A 25,875-nucleotide genomic window follows, 5' to 3' on the forward strand; every position below is an offset into this window, starting at 1 on the left:
ATACCCATGGCCCGCACAAACTCCGCCCCCGCCGCTTCCTTCGAGTCGCTCGAGACCGATCTCGACAAGAAGTTCGCCTACCCCGCTTCCAGCAAGACCTACCTGACCGGCAGCCGCCCCGACATCCGCGTGCCGCTGCGCACGATCCTGCAGACTTCCACGCGCACGGACAAGGGCGAGATGTCCAATCCGCCGATTCCCGTGTACGACACCTCGGGCCCGTACAGCGACCCGGACGTGCACATCGACCTGAAGGCCGGCCTGCCGTCGGTGCGCGGCAAGTGGATCGAAGAGCGCGGCGACACCGAAGTGCTGCCGGGCCTGTCGTCCGAATACGGCCTGGCGCGCGCCGCCGACCCGGCCACCGCCCACCTGCGCTTTGCCCAGCTGACCAACCCGCGCCGCGCCAAGGCCGGCGCCAACGTGTCGCAGATGCACTATGCGCGCCAGGGCATCATCACGCCCGAGATGGAATACGTGGCGCTGCGCGAGTCGCTGAACCTGCAGGCGCTGTACGACAAGCCCGAGTACAAGGCGCTGCTGCGCCAGCACCCGGGCAACGCGCTGGGCGCCGCGCTGCCGCTGCGCCCCGAGGACATGACGCCGGAATTCGTGCGCCGCGAGATCGCCGCCGGCCGCGCCATCATTCCCGCCAACATCAACCACACCGAGCTGGAGCCGATGGCGATCGGGCGCAATTTCCGCGTCAAGATCAACGGCAACCTGGGCAACTCGGCGGTGACCTCGTCGCTGGCCGAGGAAGTGGAAAAGATGGTGTGGTCGATCCGCTGGGGCGCCGACACCATCATGGACCTGTCCACCGGCAAGCACATCCACGAAACCCGTGAATGGATCCTGCGCAATTCGCCGGTGCCGATCGGCACGGTGCCCATCTACCAGGCGCTGGACAAGACCGGCGGCATCGCCGAGGACCTGACCTGGGAGATGTTCCGCGACACGCTGATCGAGCAGGCCGAGCAGGGCGTCGACTACTTCACCATCCACGCCGGCGTGCTGCTGCGCTACGTGCCGATGACCGCCGACCGCGTCACCGGCATCGTCTCGCGCGGCGGCTCGATCATGGCCAAGTGGTGCCTGGCGCATCACAAGGAAAACTTCCTGTACACGCACTTCGACGAGATCTGCGAAATCATGAAGGCCTACGACGTCTCGTTCAGCCTCGGCGACGGCCTGCGCCCGGGCTGCATCGCGGACTCCAACGACGACGCCCAGTTCGGCGAGCTGCGCACGCTCGGCGAGCTGACCGCCAAGGCCTGGAAGCACGACGTGCAGGTCATGATCGAAGGCCCGGGCCACGTGCCGCTGCAGCGCATCCAGGCCAACATGGACGAGGAGCTCAAGCACTGCTACGAGGCGCCGTTCTACACGCTCGGACCGCTGGTGACCGACATCGCCCCCGGCTACGACCACATCACCAGCGGCATCGGCGCGGCCAACATCGGCTGGATGGGCACGGCCATGCTGTGCTACGTCACGCCCAAGGAACACCTGGGCCTGCCCGACAAGGAGGACGTGCGCGAAGGCATCATCACCTACAAGATCGCCGCCCACGCGGCCGACCTTGCCAAGGGCTGGCCGGGCGCGCAGCTGCGCGACAACGCGCTGTCCAAGGCGCGCTTCGAGTTCCGCTGGGAAGACCAGTTCAACCTCGGCCTGGACCCGGAGCGCGCGCGCTCGTTCCACGACGCCACGCTGCCGGCCGAAGGCGCCAAGATCGCCCACTTCTGCTCGATGTGCGGTCCCAAGTTCTGCTCGATGAAGATCACGCAGGAAGTGCGCGACTACGCTGCCTCGCTCAAGCCGGAAGCCGAGAAGGGCATGCAGGAAAAGTCGATCGAGTTCGTCAAGAGCGGCAGCAAGATCTACTCGTGAGGCAGGGGCGCGGCGCGCTCGCGCGCCGCGCGTGAAGTACCGCGTCCCGCCCGCGGGGCGCGCCATGAACGAAAGGAGGCCGGTGCCCGCCGCGCAGTCGCGGCAGGCGCCGGCGCAAACATCCCCATGACAGTGCAGTCGTTTGATGTGGCCGTGCTCGGCGCCGGCCTGGCCGGGCGCCTGTGCGCCTGGCAACTGGTGCGTGCCGGCCTGCGCGTGGCGCTGGTCGAGCGCGCCGGCCCCGACGGCGCCGGCTCGGCCGCGCACGTGGCCGCCGCCATGCTGGCGCCGCTGGCGGAATCCGCCATCGCCGAGCGCCGCATCGTCGAGCTGGGCATCGCCAGCGTCGACCTGTGGCGCGCCTGGGTGGCCGAGCTGCCCGAGCCGGTGTTCTTCCAGGAGGACGGCACGCTGGTGGTCTGGCACGCGCGCGACCGCGGCGAGATGTCGCTGTTCGCCAGCCGCGTGCGCGCGGTGGCGCCGCCCGCGCTGGTGAGCGAGCGCATGCGCGCGCTCGACGGCAACGGCGTGGCCGCGCTGGAACCCGCGCTGGCGGGCCGTTTCCCGCAGGGCTTGCTGCTGGCCGGCGAAGGCCAGCTCGACAACCGCGGCACGCTGCGCGCGCTGCTGTCCTGCGCGGTGGCCAGCGGCGTGCACTGCGTATGGGAGGCCGGCGAGGTCGAGGCGCAGGACCTGCCGGCGCTGGGCATCCGCGCCGGCGTGGTGCTGGATTGCCGCGGCCTCGGCGCGCGCGCCGCCTGGCCCGCGCAGGCCGCCGCGCGCGGCACCATCCCCGGCCTGCGCGGCTTGCGCGGCGAGGTGGTGCGCGTGCATGCGCCCGAGGTCAGGCTGCACCGCCCGGTGCGCCTGCTGCATCCACGCTACCCGATCTACATCGCGCCGAAGCCGGGCGATCTCTACGTGATCGGCGCCACCGAGCTGGAAAGCGAGGACGATTCCCCGATGAGCGTGCGCTCCGCGCTGGAGCTGCTGTCGGCGGCCTACTCGCTGCATCCGGCCTTCGGCGAGGCGCGCGTGCTCGAACTCAACGTGCAGCGCCGCCCCACGCGGCCGGACCACCTGCCCGCGATCCGGGTCGACCAGCATGCGCGCATCGTGCGCCTCAACGGCCTGTACCGGCACGGCTTCCTGATCGCGCCGGCGGTGACCGAAGCCGCCTGCGAGGTGGTGCGCGCGCTGCTCGACGGCGACCCGGCGGCCCACGCCGTGCCCGCCGCGCTGCGCTGGCCCGGCATGATCGGCCCGGCGCTCGACACCGTCACCGGCGGCTCGCCGGTGCTGCACTGAACAGACGCAGACAGACCATGGAAATCCTGCTCAACGGCCGCCCGCAGGCCCTTGCCGACAACGCCACGCTGGCCGACGCGGTGGCCGGCGCCGGCATCGCGCCGCCGTTCGCCGCCGCGCTCAACGGCCAGTTCGTGCCGCGCGCCGCGCATGGCGCCACCGCGCTCGCCGCCGGCGACCGCATCGACCTCGTGCAACCCGTGACGGGAGGCTGAACCGACATGACCTTCGATACCCTCGACCCTCTCGATCCCCTTGACCCGCTCGCCCGCCGCGGCGGCCTGCTCGGCGATCCCTTCGTGCTGTACGGCGAATCGTTCGCCTCGCGCCTGCTGCTGGGCACCGCGCGCTACCCGTCCCCCGCCACCCTGCAGGCCGCCGTGGAAGCGGCGCGCCCCGCGATGCTGACGGTGGCGCTGCGCCGCCAGGGCGCGGTGGGCGACGGCGAGGGCGGCCAGACCTTCTGGCGGATGCTCAAGGCGCTCGACGTGCCGGTGCTGCCCAACACCGCCGGCTGCATGGCGCCGCAGGAAGCCATCACCACCGCCATGATGGCGCGCGAAGTGTTCGAGACCGACTGGATCAAGCTCGAGCTGGTGGGCGACGACTACACGCTGCAGCCGGACACGCTCAACCTGCCCGCGGTGGCCGAGACCCTCATCAAGGAAGGCTTCAAGGTGCTGCCCTACTGCACCGAGGACCTCGTGCTGTGCCGCCGCCTGCTCGACGTGGGCTGCCAGGCGCTGATGCCCTGGGCCGCGCCGATCGGCACCGGCAAGGGCGCCGTCAACCCGCACGCCATGCGCGTGCTGCGCGAGCGCCTGCCCGACACCCCGCTGATCGTCGACGCCGGCCTCGGCCTGCCGTCGCACGCGGCGCAGGTGCTGGAGTGGGGCTACGACGGCGTGCTGCTCAATACCGCGGTGGCGCAGGCCGCCTACCCGGTCAACATGGCGCGCGCGTTCGCGCAGGCCGTGGACGCCGGCCGCACCGCCTACCTCGCCGGCCCGATGCCCGAGCGCGACATCGCCCAGGCCAGCACGCCGGTGGTCGGCATGCCGTTCTGGCACGCCGCGGGCGCGGAGGACCGCGCATGAGCCACGCCGCCGTGAAAGCCGCCGTCGACGGCGCGCTGCGCGACACGCTGCTGGCGCGCTACGGCGCCACCTTCGGCACCAGCGACAAGCCCTGGCGCGCGCTGGCCCGGCCCGGCGCCGAAGCGCTCGGCAGCGCCGACGTAGTGCTGTCCGACGGCGAGGCCGACGCCGCCGCGCTCGCGCGCATCGCCGCCGCCGGCGCGATCGCCATCGAGAGCGAGCGCGAGGGCGGCCGCTGGATCGACACCGTGCGCTCGCCGATGGGCACCTGGGTCTTCAGCGCCCACGCCGACAGCGACAGCGCGCACCCGCCGGCCTTCACCGCCGTGCTGCTGGCCTGCCTGGCGCTGCATTTCCCCGCGCACGACGCGCTTTGCCTGGCGCGCGCGTGGCAGCCGGGCACGCTCGCCTGGCCGGCGGATTTCGCCCGCTTTCCGCAGGTGCGCCATGCCGCGCTGGTCTCGCCCGAGCATCCCGCCGCGCCGTTCGCGCCATGCCCGCCGCTGGGCCTGTACGCGGTGGTGCCGAGCGCCGCGTGGATCGAGCGCCTGGTGCCGCTCGGCGTGCCCACCGTGCAACTGCGCTTCAAGTCCGATGACGCGCAGGCCGTGCGCGCCGAGATCGCGCGCGCCGCCGATGCCGCGCGCGGCAGCGCCGCGCGCCTGTTCGTCAACGACCACTGGCGCGAGGCCATCGCGCTGCACGCCGGCTTCGGCAACGACAGCGCGCGCAGCGGCATCTACGGCATCCACCTCGGCCAGGAAGACCTCGACGAAGCCGACCTCGGCGCGCTGCGCGCCTCCGGCCTGCGCCTCGGCGTGTCCACCCACGGCTACGCCGAGATGCTGCGCGTGGCCGCCATCGGCCCGAGCTACCTCGCGCTGGGCGCGATCTTCCCGACCACCACCAAGGTCATGCCGACCGCGCCGCAGGGCATGGGCCGCTTCCAGGCCTATGCCCGGCTGATGCAGCCGGTGATCCCGTCGCTGGTGGGCATCGGCGGCGTCGACGCCGCGCGGCTGCCGGAAGTGCTGGCGGTCGGCGTCGGCAGCGCGGCGGTGGTGCGCGCGATCACCGAGGCGGCCGACGTGCCGGCGGCGGTGGAGCACCTGCTGGGGATGTTTCCGGCGGCCTGAGCTTCACCGGCGCCCGACCTCGCCCCCGCGCCGCCATGCCGACGCCGTCCGTCCGTCTCGCCACCCCGGCCGACATACCGCTGCTGCCCGCCATCGAGCGCGCGGCCGCGGCACTGTTTCCCCCGGCCGACCTGCCGCCCGCGCTGCGCGCGCATACCGTGGCGCCCGGTGAACTGCGCCGCGCGCAGCGCGAGCGGCGCCTGTGGGTCGCCGTCGCCGCCGACGGCACGGTGGCGGGCTTCGCGCTGGCCAGCCGGGACGGGGAGCGCGCCTATCTCGACGAGATCGACGTCCATCCGCGCCACGCCGGCCGCGGCCTGGGCCGCGCGCTGGTGCGCGCCGTGGCCGACGCCGCCTGCCGGCAAGGCCTGCGCTCGCTCGCGCTCACCACCTTCGGCCACCTGCCGTGGAACGCGCCGTTCTATGCGCGGCTGGGGTTCGTGGTGCTGGACGACAGCCAGCTCTGCGGCGCGCTGGCCGGGGCGCTGGCGCGCGAAGCGGCGGCGGGCCTGCGCCAGCGCGTGGCCATGCGGCTCGCGCTGCCGGCGCCGTGCGGTACGATGGCGCCAGTCCCGCCACCCGCCGCCGACTCATGATCACCTCCCAGTTCATCAGCCGCGTCACTCTGCGCCGCGACATCGTCGAGAGCTTCGAGCGCTATCCGTTCAGCCTGCCCGCGGTGCGTTCGCTCGACATGCTGGAGCTCCATCCCAAGGTCACCTTCCTGGTCGGCGAGAACGGCTCGGGCAAGTCCACGCTGATGGAGGCCATCGCGGTGGCGGCCGGCTACAACGCCGAGGGCGGCTCGCGCAACTTCGGTTTCGGCACGCGCCGCTCGCATTCGGTGCTCGACGAATACCTGCGCCTGGCGCGCGGCTTCCGGCGTCCGCGCGACGGCTATTTCCTGCGCGCGGAGAGCTTCTTCAACGTCGCCACGGAGATCGAGCGCCTCGATGCCGAGCCCGGCCCGGGCGCGCCGGTGATGCCGGCCTACGGCGGCCTGTCGCTGCACGAGCAGTCGCACGGCGAATCATTCCTGGCGCTGTTGACACAACGCTTTCGCGGCAACGGCCTTTATCTGCTCGACGAGCCCGAGGCCGCGCTCTCGCCGCAGCGCCAGCTTGCCGTGCTGTCGCGCATCCATGACCTGGTGCGCGCCGATTCGCAATTCCTCATCGCCACGCACTCGCCGATCCTGATGGCCTACCCGGACGCGTGGATCTACCGCCTCGGCGCCGACGGCGTGCAGCGCATCGCCTACGAGGACACCGAGCACTTCCGCGTGACGCGCGATTTCCTCGCCGATCCGCAGCGCATGCTGCGCGTGCTGCTGGCGCACGACGAGTAGGCAACCGCGGCGGCTACGGCCGCGCGCCGCGCTCCAGGAGCTTGTACAGGTGCGAGCGCGAGATGCCGAGCTGCGCGGCGGCGCGCTTCTTGTTGCCGCCGTGCCGCGCGATGGCCTGCAGCACCGCTTCGTGGGCGACCTCGCGCAGCGCGGCGGGCGAGCGGGGCGGGGCGTCGTCGGCGGGCTCCGCCGGCGCCATGGCGGCAACGCCGTAGCCGGGCAGCGGCTCCTGCGTCTCGGCGCGCCACGCCACGGCGCTCTCCTCGCCGCGCGCGAAATCCGCCGCGCGCAGCACGCGCCCGTCGCAGAACACCAGCGCTTCCTCGATCTTCTGCCGCAGCTGGCGCACGTTGCCGGGCCAGCGGCGCTCGGCCAGGTGGCGGGCCACCTCCGGGGCCACCTCGGGCACCGGCACGCGGTTGCGCGCGCAAAAGCCGCGCACGAAGTGGCCGAGCAGCGCGGGGATATCCTCGCGGCGCTGGCCCAGCGCCGGGATGCGCAGCACCACGCCGGACAGCCGGTAGTACAGGTCGAGGCGGAAGCGCCCACCGTCGATCAGGGCCTGGATGTCGCGGTTGGTCGCCGCCACCAGGCGGAAGTCCACGCGCTGCGCGCGGCGGCTGCCCAGGCGCTCCACCATGTGGTCTTCCAGCACGCGCAGCAGCTTGACCTGCATCTCCATCGGGATGTCGGCCACCTCGTCGAGGAACAGCGTGCCCCCCGCGGCCTGCTCCAGCTTGCCGGCCTGGCCGCCGCGCTGGCTGCCGGTGAAGGCGCCGGCAGCGTGGCCGAACAGCTCGGACTCGATCAGCGTGGCCGGCAGCGCGGCCAGGTTGAGGCTGACCAGCGGGCGGCCGTCGAGCGCGCGGCTGGCGCCGTGGATGGCGCGCGCCACCAGCTCCTTGCCGGTGCCGCTCTCGCCCAGGATCAGCACCGGCACGTCCAGCCGCGCCACCGTGTCGATCTCGCGGCGCAGGCGCTGCATCGGCGCGCTGTCGCCGATCAGCAGCGCGGGGCCGGCCTGCTGCTCGCGCAGCTCGTCCAGCTCGCGCCGCGTCTGCGCCAGCTGCGAGCGCAGCTGCGTCATCTCGCGGTGCATGCGGCCGATGGCCTCGGGCTCCTTGAACAGCACCTGGCCGATCGCGCCGACCACCTCGCCGCCCGCGCTGATCGGGATGCGGTTGACCACGCGCGTCACGCCGTTCATGGTCTGCAGCTGGCCGATCTCGGCCTTGCCGCTGGCGGCCACCTGCGCCAGCCGCGAATTGGGGATGACCTCGCGCGCCGGCAGCCCGGTGCCCTCGCCGGTGCGCAGGCCGAGGAATTTTTCGTGCACCGGGCTGATGAAGCGCATGCGCCCCGCGCGGTCGGCCACGGTGATGGCCTGGTAGGGATTGGTCAGCAGGTGGTCGAGGATGGCGCCGGCGAACGGCACCGCGCCGAGGAAATCGAACAGCGCCGCCTCGCGCGTGGCCGGGCGCAGCAGGATCACCTCGCGCGCGCCGTCGCGCAGGCGCATGGCGATGTAGCGGCGCGCGGCCACGCTGCATTCGAACAGGCGGCCGGTGCCGGCCGCGCTGCCCTCGCCACTGCCCCGGGCATCATCGCCGAGCCGCGCCGAGGCCGCCAGCGCCGCCGCCGCGAGCGCCGCGTCGGCGGCCAGTCCGTGGCTGGCGAGTATTTCTCCCGCGCGCGTGGCGACCAGCACGCCGAGGCCGTCCTCGCCCGCCGGCCATGTGTCCTCGGCTGTCGTTGTCGACGACATATCGTGTCTCCGTTGCGGACATTGCGATGTCCTTTTGTGTTGTTGTGGCGGACACATTAACAGCGCCGCGCAAAAAGGACAATGAAATCAAGGCCCCGCGCGCATGGCACGGTTGCTGCGATATCAAGGCGACATAACGACAGCTTTGAGGAGACCCGCCTTGTCCTGGCAGCCCGAAATCGATGAACTCGCTTACCGCAAGCAACTCGCCGCCCAGCTCGGCGGCCCCGACAAGGTCAGGCGCCACAAGGACGCCGGCAAGCTGACCGTGCGCGAGCGCATCGACGCCATCGCCGACGCGGGCAGCTTCCGCGAGGTGGGCGCGCTCACCGGCAGCGGCCAGTACGACAGCAACGGCCGCCTGGTCGGCCTCACTCCGGCCAACCTCGTGATGGGCCGCGCGCAGCTGGATGGCCGCCCGGTGGTGCTGGTGGGCGACGACTTCACCGTGCGCGGCGGCGCCAACGACGGCGCCGTGGGCGAGAAGCTGATCCACGCCGAGAAGATGGCGCACGACCTGCGCCTGCCGATGGTGCGGCTGGTGGACGGCACCGGCGGCGGCGGCTCGGTGCGCAATATCGAGAACAAGGGCTACACCAACATCCCTACCATGAAGGTGTGGCAGCACGTGGTGGAGAACATGTCGCTGGTGCCGGTGGTGTCGCTGGCGCTGGGCTCGGTGGCCGGCATGGGCGCGGCGCGCGTGGCCGCCAGCCATTACTCGGTGATGGTCAAGGGCACCTCGCAACTGTTCAATGCCGGCCCGCCGGTGGTGGCGCGCATCGGCCAGAAGCTGGAAAAGAACGAGCTCGGCGGCAGCCAGATCCACACCCGCAACGGCGTGGTCGACGACGAAGTCGCCAGCGAGGCCGAAGCGTTCGCGCGCGCGCGCCGCTTCCTGTCCTACCTGCCGCCCTCGGTGCACGCGCTGCCGCCGCGCGCCGAGCCCGCCGACGACCCCGCGCGCCGCGACGAATGGCTGCTGTCGGCCATCCCGCGCGACAGCCGCGCGGTCTACAAGATCCGGCCCATCGTGCAGACGCTGGTGGACCAGGACTCGTTCTTCGAGATGGGCCGCTTCTGGGGCCGCGCCATCGTCACCGGGCTGGCCCGCATCGACGGCTGGCCGGTGGCGGTGGTGGCGAGCGACCCGTACCACTACGGCGGCGGCTGGGACGGTCCCACCGCCGAGAAATTCATCCGCTTCGTCGACATGGCCGAGGCCTTCCACCTGCCGGTGGTGAACATGGTCGACATCGCCGGCTTCCAGATCGGCCTGGAAGCCGAGAAGGCCGGCACCATGCGCTACGGTGTGCGCGCGCTGGCCGCGGTGTACCAGGCCACGGTGCCGTGGTGCTCGCTGATCCTGCGCCGCGCCTACGGCGTGGCCGCGGCCGGCCACCAGCACATGGGCCGCTTCAACTTCCGCTACGCGTGGCCCTCGGCCAACTGGGGCTCGCTGCCGATCGAAGGCGGCCTGGAAGTGGCCTACAAGGCCGAGATCGAAGGCGCCGACGACCCCGTGCAGAAGCGCGCCGAGATCGAGCAGCGCGTGCGCAGCCTGACCTCGCCGTTCCGCAGCGCCGAAGCCTTCGTGGTGGAAGACATCATCGACCCGCGCGACACGCGCGCGCTGCTGTGCGAGTTCGCCAACCTGGCCGCGCCGCTGCGCGAGCCGGGCGTGAGCAGGTTCGGCATCCGGCCCTGAGGCGGGCTTGCGCCTTGCCTTGCTGCCGCCTGCGGCCCTCCGCCGCTGGCGGGAGAGGGCGGCAAGCCAGCGCGCCGCGCCGGCCAATACCCGAGAAAGCCAGCTGCACCACAACTAGAAACTGGAGACTGCCTTGCCCTATCACCGATTCCTTCCCGCTCTCAACGGCGCGGCGGCCGCCGCGCTCGCCATCGGCGCCGCGCTGCTGCCCGCCGGCGCGCAGGCGCAGGAGAACTGGCCGCAGAAGCCGGTCACCATCGTCGTGCCGTTCCCGGCCGGCGGCATGACCGACCTGCTGGCGCGGCGCATCGCGCGCGACATGCAGGCCGAGTTCAAGCAGCCCTTCGTGGTGGACAACCGCGCCGGCGCCAGCGGCCAGATCGGCAGCGAGATCGTGGCGCGCGCCACTCCGGACGGCTACACGCTGCTGGTCACCGCCACCCACCACGTGATCAACCCGGCCGTGCGGCCGCGGCTGCCGTACAACGCCAGCAAGGACTTCACGCCGATCGCGCTGCTGGCCACCACGCCCAACGTGCTGGTGGTGAACAACAACGTGCCGGTGTCCAGCCTGCAGGAATTCCTCGCCTACGCGAAGAAGCAGAAAGAGGGCCTCTCGTTCGGCTCGTCGAGCATCGGCGGCGCCACGCACATGTCGGGCGAGCTGCTGCGCCTGATGACCAACACGCCGCTCACGCACATCCCCTACAAGGGCGCGGCGCCGGCGCTGTCCGACCTGCTCGGCGGCCAGATCCCGGCGCTGTTTCATGACGTGATGACGATGGCGCCGTACGTGAAGGACGGCAAGGTCAAGGCCATCGGCGTGACCTCGGCCAGGCGCAGCGAGGCGCTGCCCAACGTGCCCACCATCGCCGAGCAGGGCGTGCCCGGCTACGAGGCCACCACGTGGATCGGCTTCTACGGCCCGGCCAACCTGCCCAGGCCGCTGGTGGAGCGCCTGAACCGCGACGCGGTGAAGAGCATGAACGCCGCCGACTCGAAGGCCAGCCTTGCGCAAAGCGGCACCACGCCGGGCACGCTCGACGCCGCGCAGTTCGGCGCCTTCGTGCAGGCGGAGCTGGCCAAGTGGAAACGCGTGGCCCTCGAGGCCAAGGTCAAGGTGGACTGAGCGATGCGCGAGAACCACGACAACAGCGGCGACTACGGCGACAGCGGCGATAACGGCGACGACCACCTCCTCGGCCTGCTGGCGCCGCGTTCGGTTGCCATCCTCGGCGCCTCGGACAATCCCATCAAGGCGGGCGGCCGGCCGATCGACTACCTGCGCCGCCACGGCTTCGCCGGCGCGGTGTATCCGGTCAATCCCAACCGCGCGCAGATCCAGGGCCTGCCGGCCTATCCCGAGCTGGCCGCGCTGCCGGACGCGCCCGACGTGGTGGTGGTCAGCGTGGCCGGCCAGGAAGTGGAGCAGGCCATCGAGCAATGCCTGGCCGTGCGCGCGCGCGCCGCGGTGATCTATTCCTCGGGCTTCGCCGAGCTGGGCGAGGCGGGCGCGGCGCAGCAGCGCCGCCTGGTGGAACGCGCGCGCGCCGGCGGGCTGCGCCTGTTCGGGCCCAACACGCAGGGCGTGGCCAACTTCCGCGACGGCGCCATCCTGCATTTCTCCACCATGATCAACGAGGAGCCCGGGCAGGACGGCCCGGTCGCCATCGTCAGCCAGAGCGGGGCGGGCTCGTCCATCGTCTACGGCGGGCTGCGCCGCAAGGGCATCGGCGTGCGCTACATGGTCGCCACCGGCAACGAGGCCGACATCACCGCCGCCGAGGTGCTGCGCGCGGTGGCGGCGGACCCGGACATCCGCGTGCTGCTGCTGTACGTCGAATCGCTCAAGGACCCGGCGGTGCTGGCGCAGGCCGCGCGCATCGCCCACCGGCGCGACATCCCCATCCTGGCCGTCAAGGCCGGCCGCACGCAGGCCGGGCAGCTTACCGCCAGCTCGCACACCGGCGCGCTGGCCGGCGAGGACGCGCTGGCCGACGCCTTCCTGCGCCAGCACGGCATCCAGCGCGTGGCGGACTTCCGCGAGCTGGTGGAGTACAGCCAGGTCTTCGCCGGCGGCCAGCGCCCGCGCGGGCGCAAGGTGGTGGCGATCAGCAACTCGGGCGCGACCTGCGTGCTGGCGGCCGACGCCGCCGAGGACCAGGGCCTGGACCTGTGCCAGTTCGAAGGCGCGGGCGCGGCGGCGCTCAAGGCGGTGCTGCCGCCGTACGTGTCGGCGCGCAACCCGATCGACATGACCACCGCGCTGCTGGGCCAGCCGCACATCTACGGCCAGACGCTGGAGGTGGTGGCCGCGCAGCGCCAGGCCGACATGATCTACGTGGGCTTTCCGATCGGCGGCGAAGGCTACGACTTCCCCGGCTTCTCGGCGCAGACCGGCCGCTTCGCCGCGGCCAGCGGCGTGCCGGTGGCGGTCAGCGCCAACCAGGAATGGGTGGCACAGGCCTTCCGCGCGCACGGCGTGCCGGTGTTCGACAGCGAACGCGCGGCCATGCGCGCGCTCGGCATGCTGGCGCGCCACGCGCAACTGAATGCCGCGGCGCTGGCCGCGCCCCCGGCGGTCCCGCCGGCTTGGCCGGACGGCATCCCGGCGGCCACCCACACGCTCGACGAAGTCGAGAGCCTGGCGGCGCTGGCCGAGGCCGGCCTGCCCGTGGTGGCGCACCGCCTGTGCAAGAGCGAGGACGACGTGCGCCGCGCGCTGGCCGAGCTCGGCACGCCGGTGGTGGCCAAGGGCGTCTCGCCCGACATCACGCACAAGTCCGAGCTGGGGCTGGTGCGCCTCGGCCTGGCCGGCGAGGCGCAGGCGCTGGCCGCCTACGCCGATCTCGACCGCATCCTGCGCGGCCTGGCCGCGAGCGAAGGCGTGCGCCACGGCGGCGTGCTGCTGGCGCGCCAGCAGCGCGGCGCGTTCGAGCTGGCCGTGGGCGCGCATATCGACGCCATCTACGGCCCGGTGGTGATGGTGGGACAGGGCGGCGTGCTGGTCGAGGCCATCGACGACGTGCAGTTCCTGTGCGCGCCGTTCAGCGCCGCGCAGGCGCGCGAGGCCATCGGCCGCCTGCGCATCGCGCGCGCGTTCGGCGCGCTGCGCGGCCTGGCCGCGGTGGACGTGGACGCGCTGGCGCGCATGCTCGCGCGCCTGGGCGACTGGATGGTGCAGGCGCAGGGGCGGGTACGCTCGGTGGACGCCAATCCGGTCATGGTGATGCGCGGCGAGGCCGCGCCGGTGCTGGTCGACGCGGTGGTGATCCGCGCGGGGGAACGGGCAGGAAAACGGGCAGGAGAACGGGCAGGAGAGGCGTCATGAGCATGAACACGGAAGCATCCGCCGCGCCGCGCCCGCTGCGCCGCGTGCTGGTGGCCAACCGCGGCGCGGTGGCCGCGCGCGTCATCCGCGCGCTGCGCGGGCTCGGGCTGGAATCCGTCGCGGTGTATTCGGATGCGGACGCCGGGCTGCCCTACCTGCGCGAGGCCGATATGGCGCTGCGCATCGGCGAGGCGCCGCCGCTGCAAAGCTACCTGGACCAGGACAAATTGCTCGAAGCCGCGCGCGCCAGCGGCGCCGACGCGGTGCATCCCGGCTACGGCTTCCTCTCCGAGAACGCCGCCTTCGCCGAGCGCGTGGAAGCGGCCGGCCTGTGCTTCATCGGGCCGTCGCCGCGCTGGATCCGGCGCCTGGGCCACAAGACCGAGGCACGCGCCTTCATGGCGGCGCAAGGCATGCCGCTGGCGCCGAGCTCCGCCGTGCTGCCCGACGACATGGCGACCGTGGCCGAGGCCGCCGCGCGCATCGGCTACCCGGTGCTGATCAAGCCCGCCGGCGGCGGCGGCGGCATCGGCATGGTGCCGGTGCGCGACGCGGCCGGGCTGGCGGCCGCCTGGGCGCAGGCGCGCTCGGTGGCGCAGCGCAGCTTCGGCCAGGCCGAGCTGTACCTGGAAAAGCTGGTCGAGCAGCCGCGCCACATCGAGTTCCAGGTGCTGGCCGACCGCCACGGCGGCGTGCGCATCCTGTGGGAGCGCGACTGCTCCGTGCAGCGCCGCCACCAGAAGGTCATCGAGGAAGCGCGCGCGCACGGCCTGGACCGCGCCGAGGTCGAGGCGATGGCGGCGCAGCTCGCCGCGCTGCTGTCCGCCATCGGCTACGACGTGATCGGCACCGTCGAGATGCTGCACACGCCCGCCACCGGCTTCGTGTTCCTGGAGATGAACACGCGCCTGCAGGTGGAGCACGCCGTCACCGAGCAGATCACCGGCATCGACATCGTCGCCGCGCAGCTCCGGCTGGCGCGCGGCGAGCGCATCGACGCGGTGCTGCCGCAGGCCGCGGGCGGCATCGTGCCGGCGCGGGGCCACGCCATCGAGGCGCGCGTCTATGCCGAGGACCCGGTGCGCTTCTTCCCGTCGCCGGGCCCGCTGGACGTGTTCCGGCCGCCGCGCATGGAAGGCGTGCGCGTGGAGACCGGCTATGCCGAAGGCGGCCGCGTGACGCCCTACTACGACCCCATGCTGGCCAAGGTGATCGCCACCGGCGCCGACCGCGGCGAGGCCATCGCCACGCTGCGCGCGGCGCTGGAAGCGTTCGCGGTGGCCGGCGTCAAGACCAACATCCCCTTCATCCTGCGCGTGCTCGCGCATGCCGATTTCGCCGCGGGGCGCATCGACACCGCGCTGGCCCAGCGCGTGCTGGCCGCGCCCGATGCTTCCCAACCTTCCCTGAGAGTAGCCTGATGAACACCATCGAAACCCTGGTCAGCGGCCATGTCTGCGCCATCCACACCGAAGTTGGCGCTACCATTGCGGCCGGCGACGCCGTCATGATGATCGAGTCCATGAAAATGGAGATCCCGCTCGAGTCGGACCATGCCGGCGTGGTCAAGGCCATCCTGGTCCAGGCCGGCGACGCCGTCACGGAAGGCCAGGCCGTCATCGAACTCGAATAACGCCTCAAAGGAAGAGAAGTCTTGGAAAGCCCCTCGCAGATCGTCCCGGTGGCGCCCGGCACCCCGGAGCAGCCCTATTTCGGCATCGACGTGCCGCTGATGCGCCACCTTGGCCTGCAGCCGGTGCAGATCGAGGAAGGCCTGTGCCGCACCCGCCTGCCGGCCAGCCCGTTCCTGGTCAACAGCCGCGGCGACGTGCACGGGGGCACCCTGATGGCGGTGCTGGACTTCACGCTCAGCGGCGCCGCGCGCTCGCACGCGCCGCTGCAGACCGGCGTGATCACCATCGACATGTCCACGCATTTCCTCGCCGCCGCGCGCGGCGAGCTGCACCTGGAGGCGCGCTGCATGCGGCGCGGCGCGCGCATCGCGTTCTGCGAGGGCGAGGTGAAGAACGCCGACGGCGAAGTGGTGTGCGTGGCGCGCGCGGCGTTCAAGCTGGTGCCGCTGAGCAGCGGCGGCAACTAGGCGCCGCGCGCCCAGGCCGGCGCCGCCGTGCTCAGCCGGCCCGGCCGCGCCGCAGCATCGCCAGCAGCAGGTACTGGCCGCCCAGCAGCGCCGCCGTCAGCCCGGCCGGGATCTCGTTGGGGAACAGCAGCAGCCTCCCCAGCCACTGCGCCAGCACCATCAGCAGCGCGCCCGCGGCGGCCGCGGCCAGCATCTGCTCGCGCGCGCGGTGTATCCCCAGCGAGCGCGCCAGGTGCGGCGCCATCAGCCCGACGAACGAGAGCGGCCCCACCAGCAGCGTCGCGGTGGCGGTGAGCAGCGCCGCCAGCAGCAGCACGGCGAGCCGCGCCGCGCCCACGCGCACGCCCAGCGAGATGCCGATGCCTTCGCCGAGCGGCAGCAGCTCGAGCCAGCGCGCCGTGAGCGGCGCCGCGGCGAGGCCCGCGCATGCCACCAGCACGCCGAGGCCGGCCGCGGCGGGTTGCACGTAGTAGGTGGAGCCGACCACGAAGTTCAGCAGCAGTTGCGCGCGCGGGTCGCCGCTGGCCGTGATGGCGCCGCTGACCGCCTGGAACAGCGCGGCGAGCGCCACCCCGACCAGCAGCATGCGCTCGGCCGCGTAGCCCGCGCGGCGGCCGTGCCATAGCAGCAGCGCCAGCACGCCGGCGGCGCCGGCCAGGCAGGCGCCGAACAGTTCCAGCGGGCCGGGCGCCGGGTACAGCAGCACCGCGGCGGCGATGCCGAGCGCGCCGCCGGCGCTCACGCCGGTCATGTCCGGGCTGGCTATCGGGTTGCCGCTCATGCGCTGGATCAGCGTGCCGGCCAGGCCGAGCATCACGCCCACGGCCAGCGCGGCGGCGGTGTGCGGCACATGCCAGAAGGCCAGCGCGCGCAACTGCGCGAAGTCGGCGATGCGCCAGCCGCCGAGCCCGCGCCCGATCACCATCGAGCCGAGCGCGGCCAGCAGCGCGAGCACCGCCAGCGCCGCGATCGGCCGCCACGGCCGCGCGCGGCGCAAGCTGGCCGTGCCCGCCGGCGCGGCGGCCTGCGGGTCGGGACTCGGCTTCACCCGCCGCAGCAGCCACAGCAGCAGCGGCGCGCCCAGCAGCGACGCCACCGCGCCGGTGGGAATCGGTTGCGCGCCGAAGGCGCCGGCGAGCGCGGCCGCCTGCACCGCCGCGTCGGTCAGCCACAGCAGCACCGCGCCGAGCAGCGGCGCCCACAGCAGCCGCTGCGCGAAGCGGCGCGCGCCGGCCGCGCGCGCGAGCGTGGGCGCGGCCAGGCCGACGAAGCCGATCACGCCGGCCGCGCTGACCACGCAGGCGGTCAGCGCGACCGCGATGCCCAGCGCCGCCAGCCGCGTGCGCGGCAGCGACACGCCGAGGCCGCGCGCGGTGCTCTCGCCGGCCTCGAACAGCCCCAGCGGCCGGCGCATCAGCCAGGTGGCGGCGCCGGCGGCGGCCAGGCGCCCGAGCAGCGCGGCGCTGTCCTGCCAGCCTTGCTGGTCCAGCGCCCCGCCGCCCCAGATCATCAGGCCCGCCAGCAACTGGAAATGGGAGATCGCGAAGGCCAGGCTCAGCGCGCTGCAATAGAGGCCGACGATCATGCCGGCAAGAATTACCGCGAGCGGCGCCAGCCGCTGCCGCCACGCCAGCGCGAACACCAGCAGGATCGCCGCCGCGCCGCCGGCGAACGCGACCAGGCCGCGCCGGTCCGCGGCCCACGCCGGCGCCCACAGGGTGGCGGCGGTCAGCGCCAGGTACGCGCCGGGGAAGATGCCGAGCGTCATCGGTTCGGCCAGCGGGTTGCGCAGCACCTGCTGGACGATGGTGCCGGCCAGCGCCAGCGCGGCGCCGCACAGCAGCGTCATCGCCAGGCGCGGCAGCAGGCTGTCGCGCACGATGGCCTGCGGCAGGCTGCCGGGCTGCGGCGCGAACAGCGCGGCGCGCAGGCTCGCGCCCGCCAGTTGCGCGTGCAGCACCCACGCGGTCAGCGCCAGCGCGCCCAGCGCGGCGAGCAGGCACAGCGGCGGCAGCAGGTTGCGCGCCGCGGCGCGTTCGTTGCGTTCAGCCGGCATGGACATCCCGCATGACGTCGGCCACCGCGCGAGCGAAGCGCTGCACGGAGACCAGGGCGCCGCCCTCGGCGATCACCGGCAGCGTGGCCGTGCGCCCGGCCTGCGCGAACGGCAGCAGCCGCCAGAGCGGATTGCGCCGCAGCTGCCGCGCTCCGGGGCCGACCCACAGGATCGCGGCGGCCGGCGCCGCGGCGAGGCGGTCCAGCGCGACGACGGCGCGCCGCGCGCCGGCGAAGGCGTTGCGCAGGCCCAGCGCGGCGAGCACGTCGTCGAACATGCTGTGCGCGCCGAACAGCCGCACGTGCCGCTCGTCGACGGCCTGCGCCACGTAGACGGCCGGATAGCCGCCCGCGGGCGCGCCGGCATCGAGCGCCTGGCGCGCCCGCGCGACGGCGCGGCCGGTCTGTGCCAGCAGCGTGCGCGCCCGGTCCTCGGCGCCGAGCCGCGCGGCCAGCGTCGCCAGTTCGCCGCGCATGGCCGCGACGGGATCGGGAGCCGACATGTAGCCGCCCAGCGTGAGCGTGGGCGCGATGCGCTCGTACAGCGGCCGCGCGCTGGCATGGGCCGGCGTGACCAGCAGCAGGTCCGGCCGCAATTCGTAGAGCAGGTCGAAGTTGGGCTGGAACAGCAGTCCGACGTCGACCACGCCAGCCGGCAGCGGCGGCGCCACGATGCTGCTGGCGTACCACGCCGGCGCCGGCAGGCCGGCCGGCGTCACGCCCAGCGAGAGCAGCATCTCGGCCAGCTCCCAGCTCAGCACCACCACGCGCGGCGGCGCGGCGTGCGCGGCGGCGCGGGCGGCCGGCAGAACGGCTGGCGGGAAGGCCGGCAGCGCGGCCGTGGCCGCGGCGGCGCGCAGCCAGGCGCGCCTGCGCGCGCATTGCAGCGTCCCGGCGCTCATCGCGGAATGCCGATGGCGCGGCCGCTGGCGGGATCGCGCAGCACGTTCATCGGCATGCCGTAGATCGCCTGCAGGCGCGCTTCGGTCATGATGTCGGCGGGCGCGCCCGCCGCCAGGATGCCGCCGCCGCGCAGCGCGACGATGCGGTCGCTGAAGCGCGCCGCCATGTTGATGTCGTGCAGCACGATCACGGCGGCCATGCGCCGCTCGGCGCAGAGCGTGCGCACCAGATCCAGCATCTCGACCTGATGGGCGACGTCGAGCGCGGAGGTCGGCTCGTCGAGCAGCAGGCAGTCGCTGTCCTGCGCGATCAGCATGGCCAGCCAGGCGCGCTGGCGTTCGCCGCCGGACAGGCTGTCCACCAGGCGGTCGGCGTAGCGCGCGACGTCGGCCAGCCGCATCGCCTCGTCCACGTGGGCGCGGTCGCGCGCGCCGAAGGCGCCCAGGATGCCGTGCCACGCGTAGCGGCCCAGCGCCACCAGTTCGCGCACCAGCAGGCCGTCGGTGGCGGGCGTGTGCTGCGGCAGGTGGGCCACGCGGCGCGCGTATTCGCGCGGCTTCCACGCGGCCAGCGCGCGGCCGTCGAAGTCGATGGCGCCGGCGCTGGCGGCGTGGTGGCGCACCAGCAGGCGCATCAGCGTGGTCTTGCCGGAGCCGTTGTGGCCGATCAGCGCGGTCACCTGCTCGCGCGCGATCGACAGGTCGATGCGGTCCAGCAGCGTGGCGCCGCCGGCGCGGAAGCCGACCTGGCGCAGTTCGAACAGCGCGGCGCTCATGTCCCGCCTCCCGCTTTGACTCCCGCCTCGGCCACCTGGCCGGACTCCATGCGGATATGCCGGTCCGCGAGATGGAAGTAGCGGTCGTCATGCGTGATGACCACCACCGCCTTGCCGCGCGCCTTGAGCTCGGGCAGCAGGCGCCGGTAGAACACTTCCTTGAACAGCGGGTCCTGATCGGCCGCCCATTCGTCGAACAGGTAGAAGGGCCGGTCCTCCAGGTACGCCACCAGCAGGGCCAGGCGCTTGCGCTGGCCCTGCGACAGCGCAAGCGTGGAGAACACGCCGTCGCGCACGCACACCTTGTGCGCGAGCTGCAGGTCTTCGAGCAGCGCCTGCGCGGCGGCGTCGAGGTTGTCCAGGCGCAGGCCCAGCAGCGTGTCGAACAGGAAAAAATCGCCGAACACCACGGAGAAATGCTGGCGGTAGAAGTCCCGCCGCGCCTCGTCGATTTCCTCGCCGTCGAGCAGGATGCGGCCGCTCTCGGGCGCGTACAGCCCGACGATCATCTTGGCCAGCGTGGTCTTGCCGCTGCCATTGCCGCCGGTCAGGTAGACCAGCTCGCCCGGGCGGAAGCGCAGGCTCACCGGGCCGAGCGTGAAGGTCTCGTTCTCCTTCTCGCGGAAATAGCGGTGCGTCACGCCTTCGAGCACGATGCTGCCGAACGCCGCGGCCGGCGGCTCGGTGCGCGTGCGCTCGGCCGGCAGCTCCGCGTTCAGTTGCTCGATGCGCTCGAGCGCCACGCGCGCGATGCCGAGGCTGGGAATGGCCGACAGCAGCCCTTCGACCGGCATGATCATGTACAGGAAGATCATGGCGTAGCCGGACATGACGTGCGGCGTCACCGGGACGTAGCGCGCCAGGATGAACAGCACGCAGCCGATGAAGGCGAAGAAGATGAAGCTGCCCCAGCTCGCCGCGGCGGCATACAGCACGTAGCCGCGCGTGCGCTGCACGCGCACCGCCTCGACGTTGGTCGCCAGCGTGCCGTCGACGAACTCCCGCCGGCGCGCGCGGTGCAGCTTGAGCTCCTTGGCGCCGTCGAAGAGCGCGCGGAAGTGGCGCACCAGCGCGTCCTCGCGGCGGCGCGAATCGCGCAGGTGCAGGATGCCGCGCGCGTGGGCCAGGTGGAAGCCGGCCGCGCCCAGCAGCACCGTGGCCGAGGCGAACGCCAGCACCGGCCACGACAGCAGGCCGAGGTAGAGCAGGCAGCCGGCCACCACGGCGCCGTTCATGACCAGCCCGGGCAGGCTGACGAACAGCACCACGATGGCATCGAGATCCTGCGTCAGCACGCTCAGCGCGCGCGCCGCGCCCTGGCGCTCGAGCTGCGCGTAGGGCGCGGCCGAGATCCGCTCGATGGTCTTCATGCGCAGGCTGGCCTTGGCGTCCTGGCCCAGGCTCATGAACAGCGTCTGCGAGGCGGCGCGCATGATGAGCGCCGCCACGCCGACGGCAAGGAAGCGCAGGCCGAGCTCGGCGCGCTGCGCGGGCGCCGCCGCCAGCGCCTGGTTGATCAGCGCCACCAGGGCGGCGCTGCCGAAACCGCTGGCCAGGCTCATCGCGAAGGCCAGCACCAGCCGTTCGCGCGAGCCCGTCACCAGGTGCCAGAGTGTGCGCATGGGGTCCTTACCACTGGTAGCGCACGGTGCCGATCACCGTGCGGTCGGCGCCGTAGTAGCACTGCACCTCGCTGTTGCAGTAGGCAATGTACTCGCGATTGAACAGGTTGCTCGCGTTGAGCGCGAAGCGCCAGTTGCGCACGTCGTAGTGCAGCGCCGCGTCGACCAGGAGGTGGCTCGGCACCTTGAAGGTGTTGGCGCGGTCGCCCCACGACGGGCCGATGTAGCGCGCGCCCGCGCCGAAGCCGAGCCCGCGCCAATCGCCGCGGTGCAGCGTGTAGTCGAGCCAGGCCGAGGCCATGTTCGACGGCGCGCCGGTGGGCGGCGTCTTGCCCGCGGACGGATCGCCGATGCCGGCCGAGATCACGCGCTGGTTCAGGTAGGCATAGGAGGCGATGGCCTTGAGGCTGTCGGTGAGGTTCACGCGCGCTTCGGCCTCGAAGCCGCGCGCGCGGATCTGGCCGGTCTGGCGCGTGAAGCCCGGGTGGTCATCGTCGGTGGTCTGCACGTTCTTCTGGCGCAGGTCGAACGCGGCGATCGAGAACAGCGCATCCCAGCCCCTGGGCTGGAACTTCACGCCGACCTCGTATTGCTGGCCGTGGGTGGGCTGGAACGGCGTGCCGTCGAAGGTGGTGCCGGCGCCCGGCTGGAACGACTTGGCGAAGCTCGCGTACGGCGCGATGCCGGAGGCGAACTGGTAGGTCAGCCCGGCGCGCCACGTGAACGCGTGCTGCTGGTCGCGCGTCTGCGCGCCGTCGACGGTATTCTCGTTGCGGGCCCAGTCCTGGCGGCCGCCCACGGTCAGCGTCCAGCCGCGGTAGCGCAACTGGTCCTGCGCATAGACGCCGTACTGGGTCTGGCGGATGTACTGTTTGGTGATGTCGGGCACGAAGGCCACGTTGCGGTAGTCGGGCGCGAACACGTCGACGGTACCCAGCGAGAAGCCGCGGCTCACGTTGTTGGTCACACGCTGCACGTCGAAGCCGAACAGCGCGGTGTGGTTGACGGCGCCGGTGTCGAACTTCGCCTCGGCCTGCGTATCGACGGAGAGGTTGGTCAGGTGCTCGTCGTTGTTGTTGGTGAACAGGCCGGCGGTGCGCTGGTCGGCGGCCAGCGAGCCGAACAGCGAGTTCTGGTAGAACTGCAGGCTCTGGTGCAGATAGCGCACGTTCTGGCGCACCTTGAAGCTGTCGTTGAACGCATGCTCGAACAGGTAGCCGAGCGAGAACTGCTCGCGCTTGGAGCGGTCGCGGTCGGGGTCGCCGAGGTAGTCGTGCGACGAAATGCGTCCGTTGCGGTTGGGCAGGATGGTGCCCGCGGCGGGTACCGGGTTGAACAGGCCGCCCTGCGGGTCGTTCTGGTAGCTGCCGAGGAAGGTGAACGACGTGCTCTTGTCGGGCCGGAACGTCAGCGACGGCGCGATGGCCAGGCGCTGCTCCCTGACGTGATCGGTCTGCGTGTCCGCGTCGCGCGCCAGGCCGGTCACGCGGTACAGCACGGTGCCGTTCTCGTCGACCGGGCCGCCCAGGTCGAACATGCCCTGGAAGCGGTTGTAGTTGCCGAACTGCGCCTGCACTTCGTGGAACGCCTCGGCGGTGGGCAGCTTGCTGGTCATCAGCACGGCGCCGCCGGGGCTGCCCTGGCCGTACAGCACCGAGACCGGGCCGCGCACCACGTCGATGCGGTCGAGGAAATACGGGTCGATGCGCGGCGTCGCGTACCACGTCGTGCGCATCAGGCGCAGGCCGTCGAGGTAGGTGTCGTTGCTGAGGTCGAAGCCGCGCGCGGTGATCTGGTCGAAGCGGATGTCGTTGTCCTGGGTGGTCACGCCCGGCACGTAGCGGATCGCGCCGTCGATGGTCTGCGCGGCCTGCGCGTCCATCTGCTCGCGCGTGACCACGGAGACCGACTGCGGCGTCTCGACCAGCGGCGTGTCGGTCTTCGCGCCGGCCGTGCTGCGCCGGGCCACGTAGCCGGACGTTTCCGCGCCCGGCGCCGCTTTCACCACCACCGGCGGCAGCGTGGCGGCGCCGTCGGCGGCGGCTTGCTGCGCATGCGCCGCGGCGGCGGTCAGCCAGACCGTGGCCATCGCCCACTGCCGCCCGTGGCGCCGCTTCCACCCGTGTTCCCCGTTCCGTTTGTGCCGCCCTGCGGCGTGGTGCTGCATGACCTGGTTCGTTCCCCGTTCCCGCATGGCCGAAATCCTCTCCTTGTATGTATATTGCGGCACTTGATAACAATAACAATGAGAATCGTTACTATTTCAATTCGTATTAACTTGCAAAGGCAAGCTGGAAGTGAAAGGATAGCGGCGGTATTAATGCACTGTCTTGCCATCAAACATCGCGAAACAGACATGATTTGGCAGCCGGCCGGTGGGGCGGCCGGCAGGGGAAACGGGGAACGACATGGATCCGATCTGGCGCAAGCAATTCGGCTACGAGTACCGGCGCCAGCCGCGCGCCGTGATGGCGCGCGGCTCGACATACAAGAACGGGCAGCGCGAGATCTGGCATTCGCACGAGCAGGCGCAGCTGGTCTATGCGATGGAGGGCGCGGTGCGGGTGCTGACGCCGACCGGCAGTTGGATGCTGCCGCCGATGCGCGCCATCTGGCTGCCGCCCGGCGTCGACCACGAATTGCACGCGGTCGGCGCAGTCAACGCGTTCTCCGTCTACCTCGAGCCCGACGCGGCGCCGTGGCTGTGGCCGGCCTGCCGCGTGGTGCTGGTGACGCCGCTGATGCACGAGCTGACCGCGGCGCTGGCGCAGCAGCCGCTCGAATACGAACCCGACAGCCTCGGCGCGCATATCGCGCCGCTGCTGCTGGCGGTGCTGCGCGACGCCGAGTGCACCATGCAGGGCGGCCTGCCGCTGCCCGGCGACCGCCGCCTGCGGGCCATCTGCAGCGAGCTGCTGGCCGCGCCGGCCAACGACGACACGCTGGACGAATGGAGCGAGCGGGTGGGCGCGAGCGCGCGCACGCTGGCGCGCCTGTTCCGGCAGGAAACCGGCCTGACGTTCGGGCAATGGCGCCAGCAGCTGCGGCTGGTGGAAGCCATGTCGCGGCTGGCGCTCGGCGGCTCGGTGGCCGGCGTGGCCGACGAGCTCGGCTACGGCAGCAGCAGCAGCTTCATCGCCATGTTCCGGCGCGCGCTCGGCGAGACGCCGCAGCGCCTGCTGCGGCAGTCCTGAGCCGCGAGGGGCGCGGCGTCAGGCGCTCCGGTAGACCTGGGCGAAGCGCGCCTGCTGCACGATGCCGTAGTCGCCCGGCGCATATTGCATCAGCCAGTCGCCGGCCTCGCCGCGCAGCACGTCGCCGCCGGCCGAGCGGGCGATGCTGAACGCGGCTTCCATCCGTTTTGCGAGCACCGTGGCGGGCTGGTTCCGGTAGTCGCCGTCGCGCCCGTGCGAACCGGCTTCCAGCGGCTCGTACCGGGCGTCGAAGCGGTCGCGCGAGACCACCCAGCGGTCGCCGGTGGAGCCGGTGACGATGGCGTCGCCGGGCCGGTAGCGGTTGGGGCCTTCGAGGCTGACGAGTTCGCCGGGCGCGGTGGCGAAGGCCACCCGCACGACTTCATGTTTCTGGTAGGGCGCGGCAGCCGGGTCGGCGCGCAGGTCGATCTGGGACAGCAGGGTCATGGCGTGGCAAGGATGGCGCGGAGGCCGGACGATGGACAGCGCGATCATACCGCCGGGAGCGGGCCGTCCCCCGGACTAGCCCATCGCGCGCGGCGCGAAGGCATGGTTGAGCGGGCCGTTGCCGGCGCCGAGTTCCAGGTCGGCGCCGGCGACGATGGCTTCGGCCACGTAGTCCAGCGCGGCGTCCACCGCGTCTTCCAGCGCATTGCCGCGCGCGAGCTGCGCGGCGACGGCGGCGGCCAGCGTGCAGCCGGTGCCGTGCAGGTTGCGGGTCTCCACGCGCGGGTGGGAGAACACGTGCACGGTGCCGTCGGCGGTCATCAGCAGGTCGTCGAGGCCGGCGTCGGCCGGGTCGAGGTGGCCGCCCTTGAGCAGCACGGCGCGGCAGCCCAGCGCCAGCAGGTCGCGCGCGGCCTGCTCCATCTCGCTGCGGCGGCTGATCTTGCGGCCCAGCAGCCAGGAGGCTTCGGGCAGGTTGGGCGTGACCAGCACGGCACGCGGGAACAGCAGGCGCACCATGGCCTGGCTGGTGGCGTCGTCGGCCAGGGTGGCGCCGGAGGTGGAGATCATCACCGGGTCCACCACCAGCTGGCGGATGGCGTGGCGGTCCAGCGCGGCGGCCACGGCCTCGACGATGTCGGCCGTGCCCAGCATGCCGGTCTTGGCGGCATCCACGCCGATGTCGCTGGCAACCGCGTCGATCTGCGCGGCCACCATGCCGGCGGGGATGGCGTGCACGCCGCTCACGCCGAGCGTGTTCTGCGCGGTGATGGCGGTGATCGCGCTCATGCCGAAGCAGCCCAGCGCGGCGAAGGTCTTGAGGTCGGCCTGGATGCCGGCGCCGCCGCCGGAGTCGGAGCCGGCGATGGTCAGGGTGCGCGCGGGGCGGTGTGTGGTCGGGGTCATGTGCGGTGCGGGCAGGCGGCAAAAAGGCGGTAGAAGCGGCAAAAAGGCGGCACAAGGGCGGCCGGCAAAAAATCGTGCGCGGCGCCGGTGCGCGGCGCCGGCGGTCAGGCTACAATACCGCCACTCCGAGGAGCGTTGCAACGGATGCGACCATTGTGCCCCAGTGCGCGGTGGACCATTCGCCAGGCTCGGACTGTCTCAACGGCGCTCGCTGATCCGTGGCCCCCACGGTGGCGAGTCGACCTATCCGCCCGCTTTGCATGTCCTGCTGCGCCAGGCGTGCCCG

At 72.4% G+C, this 25,875-nt stretch carries 22 protein-coding genes and 1 riboswitch; of the genes, 14 read left to right on the forward strand and 8 right to left on the reverse strand.

Annotation, left to right across the window (positions count from 1 at the left end; genetic code table 11):
• Nucleotides 1-6 precede the first annotated feature (6 nt).
• From thiC to ACKI2N_RS01555, 7 genes are all read left to right on the forward strand, one after another.
• On the forward strand, nucleotides 7-1,893 hold the full coding sequence (thiC, locus tag ACKI2N_RS01525) for a phosphomethylpyrimidine synthase ThiC (RefSeq protein WP_420994026.1): 1,887 nt from the start codon (nucleotides 7-9) through the stop codon (nucleotides 1,891-1,893).
• A gap of 126 nt (nucleotides 1,894-2,019) precedes the next feature.
• Entirely contained in the window at nucleotides 2,020-3,201 is a 1,182-nt protein-coding gene (locus tag ACKI2N_RS01530; RefSeq protein WP_420994027.1) for an FAD-dependent oxidoreductase, read from the forward strand.
• 17 nt (nucleotides 3,202-3,218) lie between these two features.
• Nucleotides 3,219-3,416: a sulfur carrier protein ThiS gene (gene thiS, locus ACKI2N_RS01535; RefSeq protein WP_420994028.1), complete on the forward strand. Its 198-nt coding sequence runs from the start codon at nucleotides 3,219-3,221 to the stop codon at nucleotides 3,414-3,416.
• A 6-nt stretch (nucleotides 3,417-3,422) separates the two neighbouring features.
• Nucleotides 3,423-4,298, forward strand: coding sequence for a thiazole synthase (locus ACKI2N_RS01540; RefSeq protein ID WP_420994029.1), 876 nt, complete (start codon nucleotides 3,423-3,425; stop codon nucleotides 4,296-4,298).
• Nucleotides 4,295-5,434 carry a thiamine phosphate synthase gene (locus ACKI2N_RS01545; RefSeq protein WP_420994030.1) on the forward strand — a complete coding sequence of 380 codons (1,140 nt, stop codon included), beginning with the start codon at nucleotides 4,295-4,297 and terminating at the stop codon, nucleotides 5,432-5,434. Before ACKI2N_RS01540 ends, ACKI2N_RS01545 begins: the two co-directional genes overlap by 4 nt.
• Nucleotides 5,435-5,469: 35 nt before the next feature.
• A complete protein-coding gene (locus tag ACKI2N_RS01550) occupies nucleotides 5,470-6,030 on the forward strand; it encodes a GNAT family N-acetyltransferase (RefSeq protein ID WP_420994031.1) in 561 nt (186 codons plus the stop codon).
• On the forward strand, nucleotides 6,027-6,782 hold the full coding sequence (locus ACKI2N_RS01555; protein ID WP_420994032.1) for an AAA family ATPase: 756 nt from the start codon (nucleotides 6,027-6,029) through the stop codon (nucleotides 6,780-6,782). Before ACKI2N_RS01550 ends, ACKI2N_RS01555 begins: the two co-directional genes overlap by 4 nt.
• A 13-nt stretch (nucleotides 6,783-6,795) precedes the next feature.
• On the opposite strand, the gene ACKI2N_RS01560 is transcribed toward ACKI2N_RS01555, so the two are convergent.
• Nucleotides 6,796-8,547, reverse strand: a complete 1,752-nt coding sequence (locus ACKI2N_RS01560) for a sigma-54 interaction domain-containing protein (RefSeq protein ID WP_420994033.1) — start codon at nucleotides 8,545-8,547, stop codon at nucleotides 6,796-6,798.
• 160 nt (nucleotides 8,548-8,707) lie between these two features.
• Between ACKI2N_RS01560 and ACKI2N_RS01565 the strand changes: the two genes are divergently transcribed.
• The 6 genes from ACKI2N_RS01565 to ACKI2N_RS01590 all read left to right on the forward strand — a co-directional run bounded on the left by ACKI2N_RS01565 (nucleotide 8,708) and on the right by ACKI2N_RS01590 (nucleotide 15,687).
• Nucleotides 8,708-10,255, forward strand: coding sequence for an acyl-CoA carboxylase subunit beta (locus ACKI2N_RS01565; RefSeq protein WP_420994034.1), 1,548 nt, complete (start codon nucleotides 8,708-8,710; stop codon nucleotides 10,253-10,255).
• Nucleotides 10,256-10,388: 133 nt separating this feature from the next.
• On the forward strand, nucleotides 10,389-11,384 hold the full coding sequence (locus ACKI2N_RS01570) for a tripartite tricarboxylate transporter substrate binding protein (RefSeq protein ID WP_420994035.1): 996 nt from the start codon (nucleotides 10,389-10,391) through the stop codon (nucleotides 11,382-11,384).
• Nucleotides 11,385-11,387: 3 nt separating this feature from the next.
• Entirely contained in the window at nucleotides 11,388-13,586 is a 2,199-nt protein-coding gene (locus tag ACKI2N_RS01575) for an acetate--CoA ligase family protein (RefSeq protein WP_426990286.1), read from the forward strand.
• Entirely contained in the window at nucleotides 13,583-15,007 is a 1,425-nt protein-coding gene (locus tag ACKI2N_RS01580) for an acetyl-CoA carboxylase biotin carboxylase subunit (RefSeq protein ID WP_420994037.1), read from the forward strand. Before ACKI2N_RS01575 ends, ACKI2N_RS01580 begins: the two co-directional genes overlap by 4 nt.
• Nucleotides 15,007-15,219: an acetyl-CoA carboxylase biotin carboxyl carrier protein subunit gene (locus ACKI2N_RS01585; protein WP_420994038.1), complete on the forward strand. Its 213-nt coding sequence runs from the start codon at nucleotides 15,007-15,009 to the stop codon at nucleotides 15,217-15,219. Before ACKI2N_RS01580 ends, ACKI2N_RS01585 begins: the two co-directional genes overlap by 1 nt.
• A 21-nt stretch (nucleotides 15,220-15,240) precedes the next feature.
• On the forward strand, nucleotides 15,241-15,687 hold the full coding sequence (locus ACKI2N_RS01590) for a PaaI family thioesterase (protein ID WP_420994039.1): 447 nt from the start codon (nucleotides 15,241-15,243) through the stop codon (nucleotides 15,685-15,687).
• A gap of 31 nt (nucleotides 15,688-15,718) precedes the next feature.
• On the opposite strand, the gene fhuB is transcribed toward ACKI2N_RS01590, so the two are convergent.
• Genes fhuB through ACKI2N_RS01615 form a run of 5 tightly spaced genes read right to left on the reverse strand, consistent with a single transcriptional unit; the run spans nucleotide 15,719 to nucleotide 23,131 of the window.
• A complete protein-coding gene (fhuB, locus tag ACKI2N_RS01595) occupies nucleotides 15,719-17,743 on the reverse strand; it encodes a Fe(3+)-hydroxamate ABC transporter permease FhuB (protein ID WP_420994040.1) in 2,025 nt (674 codons plus the stop codon).
• The gene (locus ACKI2N_RS01600; protein ID WP_420994041.1) at nucleotides 17,733-18,644 is read right to left on the reverse strand and encodes an ABC transporter substrate-binding protein; all 912 of its coding nucleotides are present in this window, start codon (nucleotides 18,642-18,644) and stop codon (nucleotides 17,733-17,735) included. The genes fhuB and ACKI2N_RS01600 overlap by 11 nt, the downstream gene beginning before the upstream one ends.
• On the reverse strand, nucleotides 18,641-19,420 hold the full coding sequence (locus ACKI2N_RS01605) for an ABC transporter ATP-binding protein (RefSeq protein WP_420994042.1): 780 nt from the start codon (nucleotides 19,418-19,420) through the stop codon (nucleotides 18,641-18,643). Before ACKI2N_RS01605 ends, ACKI2N_RS01600 begins: the two co-directional genes overlap by 4 nt.
• The gene (locus ACKI2N_RS01610; protein ID WP_420994043.1) at nucleotides 19,417-21,042 is read right to left on the reverse strand and encodes a cyclic peptide export ABC transporter; all 1,626 of its coding nucleotides are present in this window, start codon (nucleotides 21,040-21,042) and stop codon (nucleotides 19,417-19,419) included. The genes ACKI2N_RS01605 and ACKI2N_RS01610 overlap by 4 nt, the downstream gene beginning before the upstream one ends.
• A gap of 7 nt (nucleotides 21,043-21,049) precedes the next feature.
• Complete coding sequence (locus tag ACKI2N_RS01615) at nucleotides 21,050-23,131, reverse strand: TonB-dependent siderophore receptor (protein ID WP_420994044.1); 2,082 nt, start codon at nucleotides 23,129-23,131, stop codon at nucleotides 21,050-21,052.
• 319 nt (nucleotides 23,132-23,450) lie between these two features.
• Here ACKI2N_RS01615 and ACKI2N_RS01620 point away from each other — a divergent pair, with 319 nt between their 5' ends.
• Nucleotides 23,451-24,236, forward strand: a complete 786-nt coding sequence (locus ACKI2N_RS01620) for an AraC family transcriptional regulator (RefSeq protein ID WP_420994045.1) — start codon at nucleotides 23,451-23,453, stop codon at nucleotides 24,234-24,236.
• 18 nt (nucleotides 24,237-24,254) lie between these two features.
• On the opposite strand, the gene ACKI2N_RS01625 is transcribed toward ACKI2N_RS01620, so the two are convergent.
• Together ACKI2N_RS01625 and thiD are read right to left on the reverse strand one after the other, a co-directional pair.
• Nucleotides 24,255-24,683, reverse strand: coding sequence for a PGDYG domain-containing protein (locus ACKI2N_RS01625; RefSeq protein ID WP_420994046.1), 429 nt, complete (start codon nucleotides 24,681-24,683; stop codon nucleotides 24,255-24,257).
• Between the two features lie 75 nt (nucleotides 24,684-24,758).
• Nucleotides 24,759-25,589, reverse strand: coding sequence for a bifunctional hydroxymethylpyrimidine kinase/phosphomethylpyrimidine kinase (gene thiD / locus ACKI2N_RS01630; RefSeq protein WP_420994047.1), 831 nt, complete (start codon nucleotides 25,587-25,589; stop codon nucleotides 24,759-24,761).
• 121 nt (nucleotides 25,590-25,710) lie between these two features.
• Nucleotides 25,711-25,806: riboswitch (S-adenosyl-L-homocysteine riboswitch) on the forward strand.
• Nucleotides 25,807-25,875: the final 69 nt, after the last annotated feature.

Source organism: Cupriavidus sp. 30B13 (genome assembly GCF_049059565.2).
Classification (GTDB): Bacteria; Pseudomonadota; Gammaproteobacteria; order Burkholderiales; family Burkholderiaceae; genus Cupriavidus.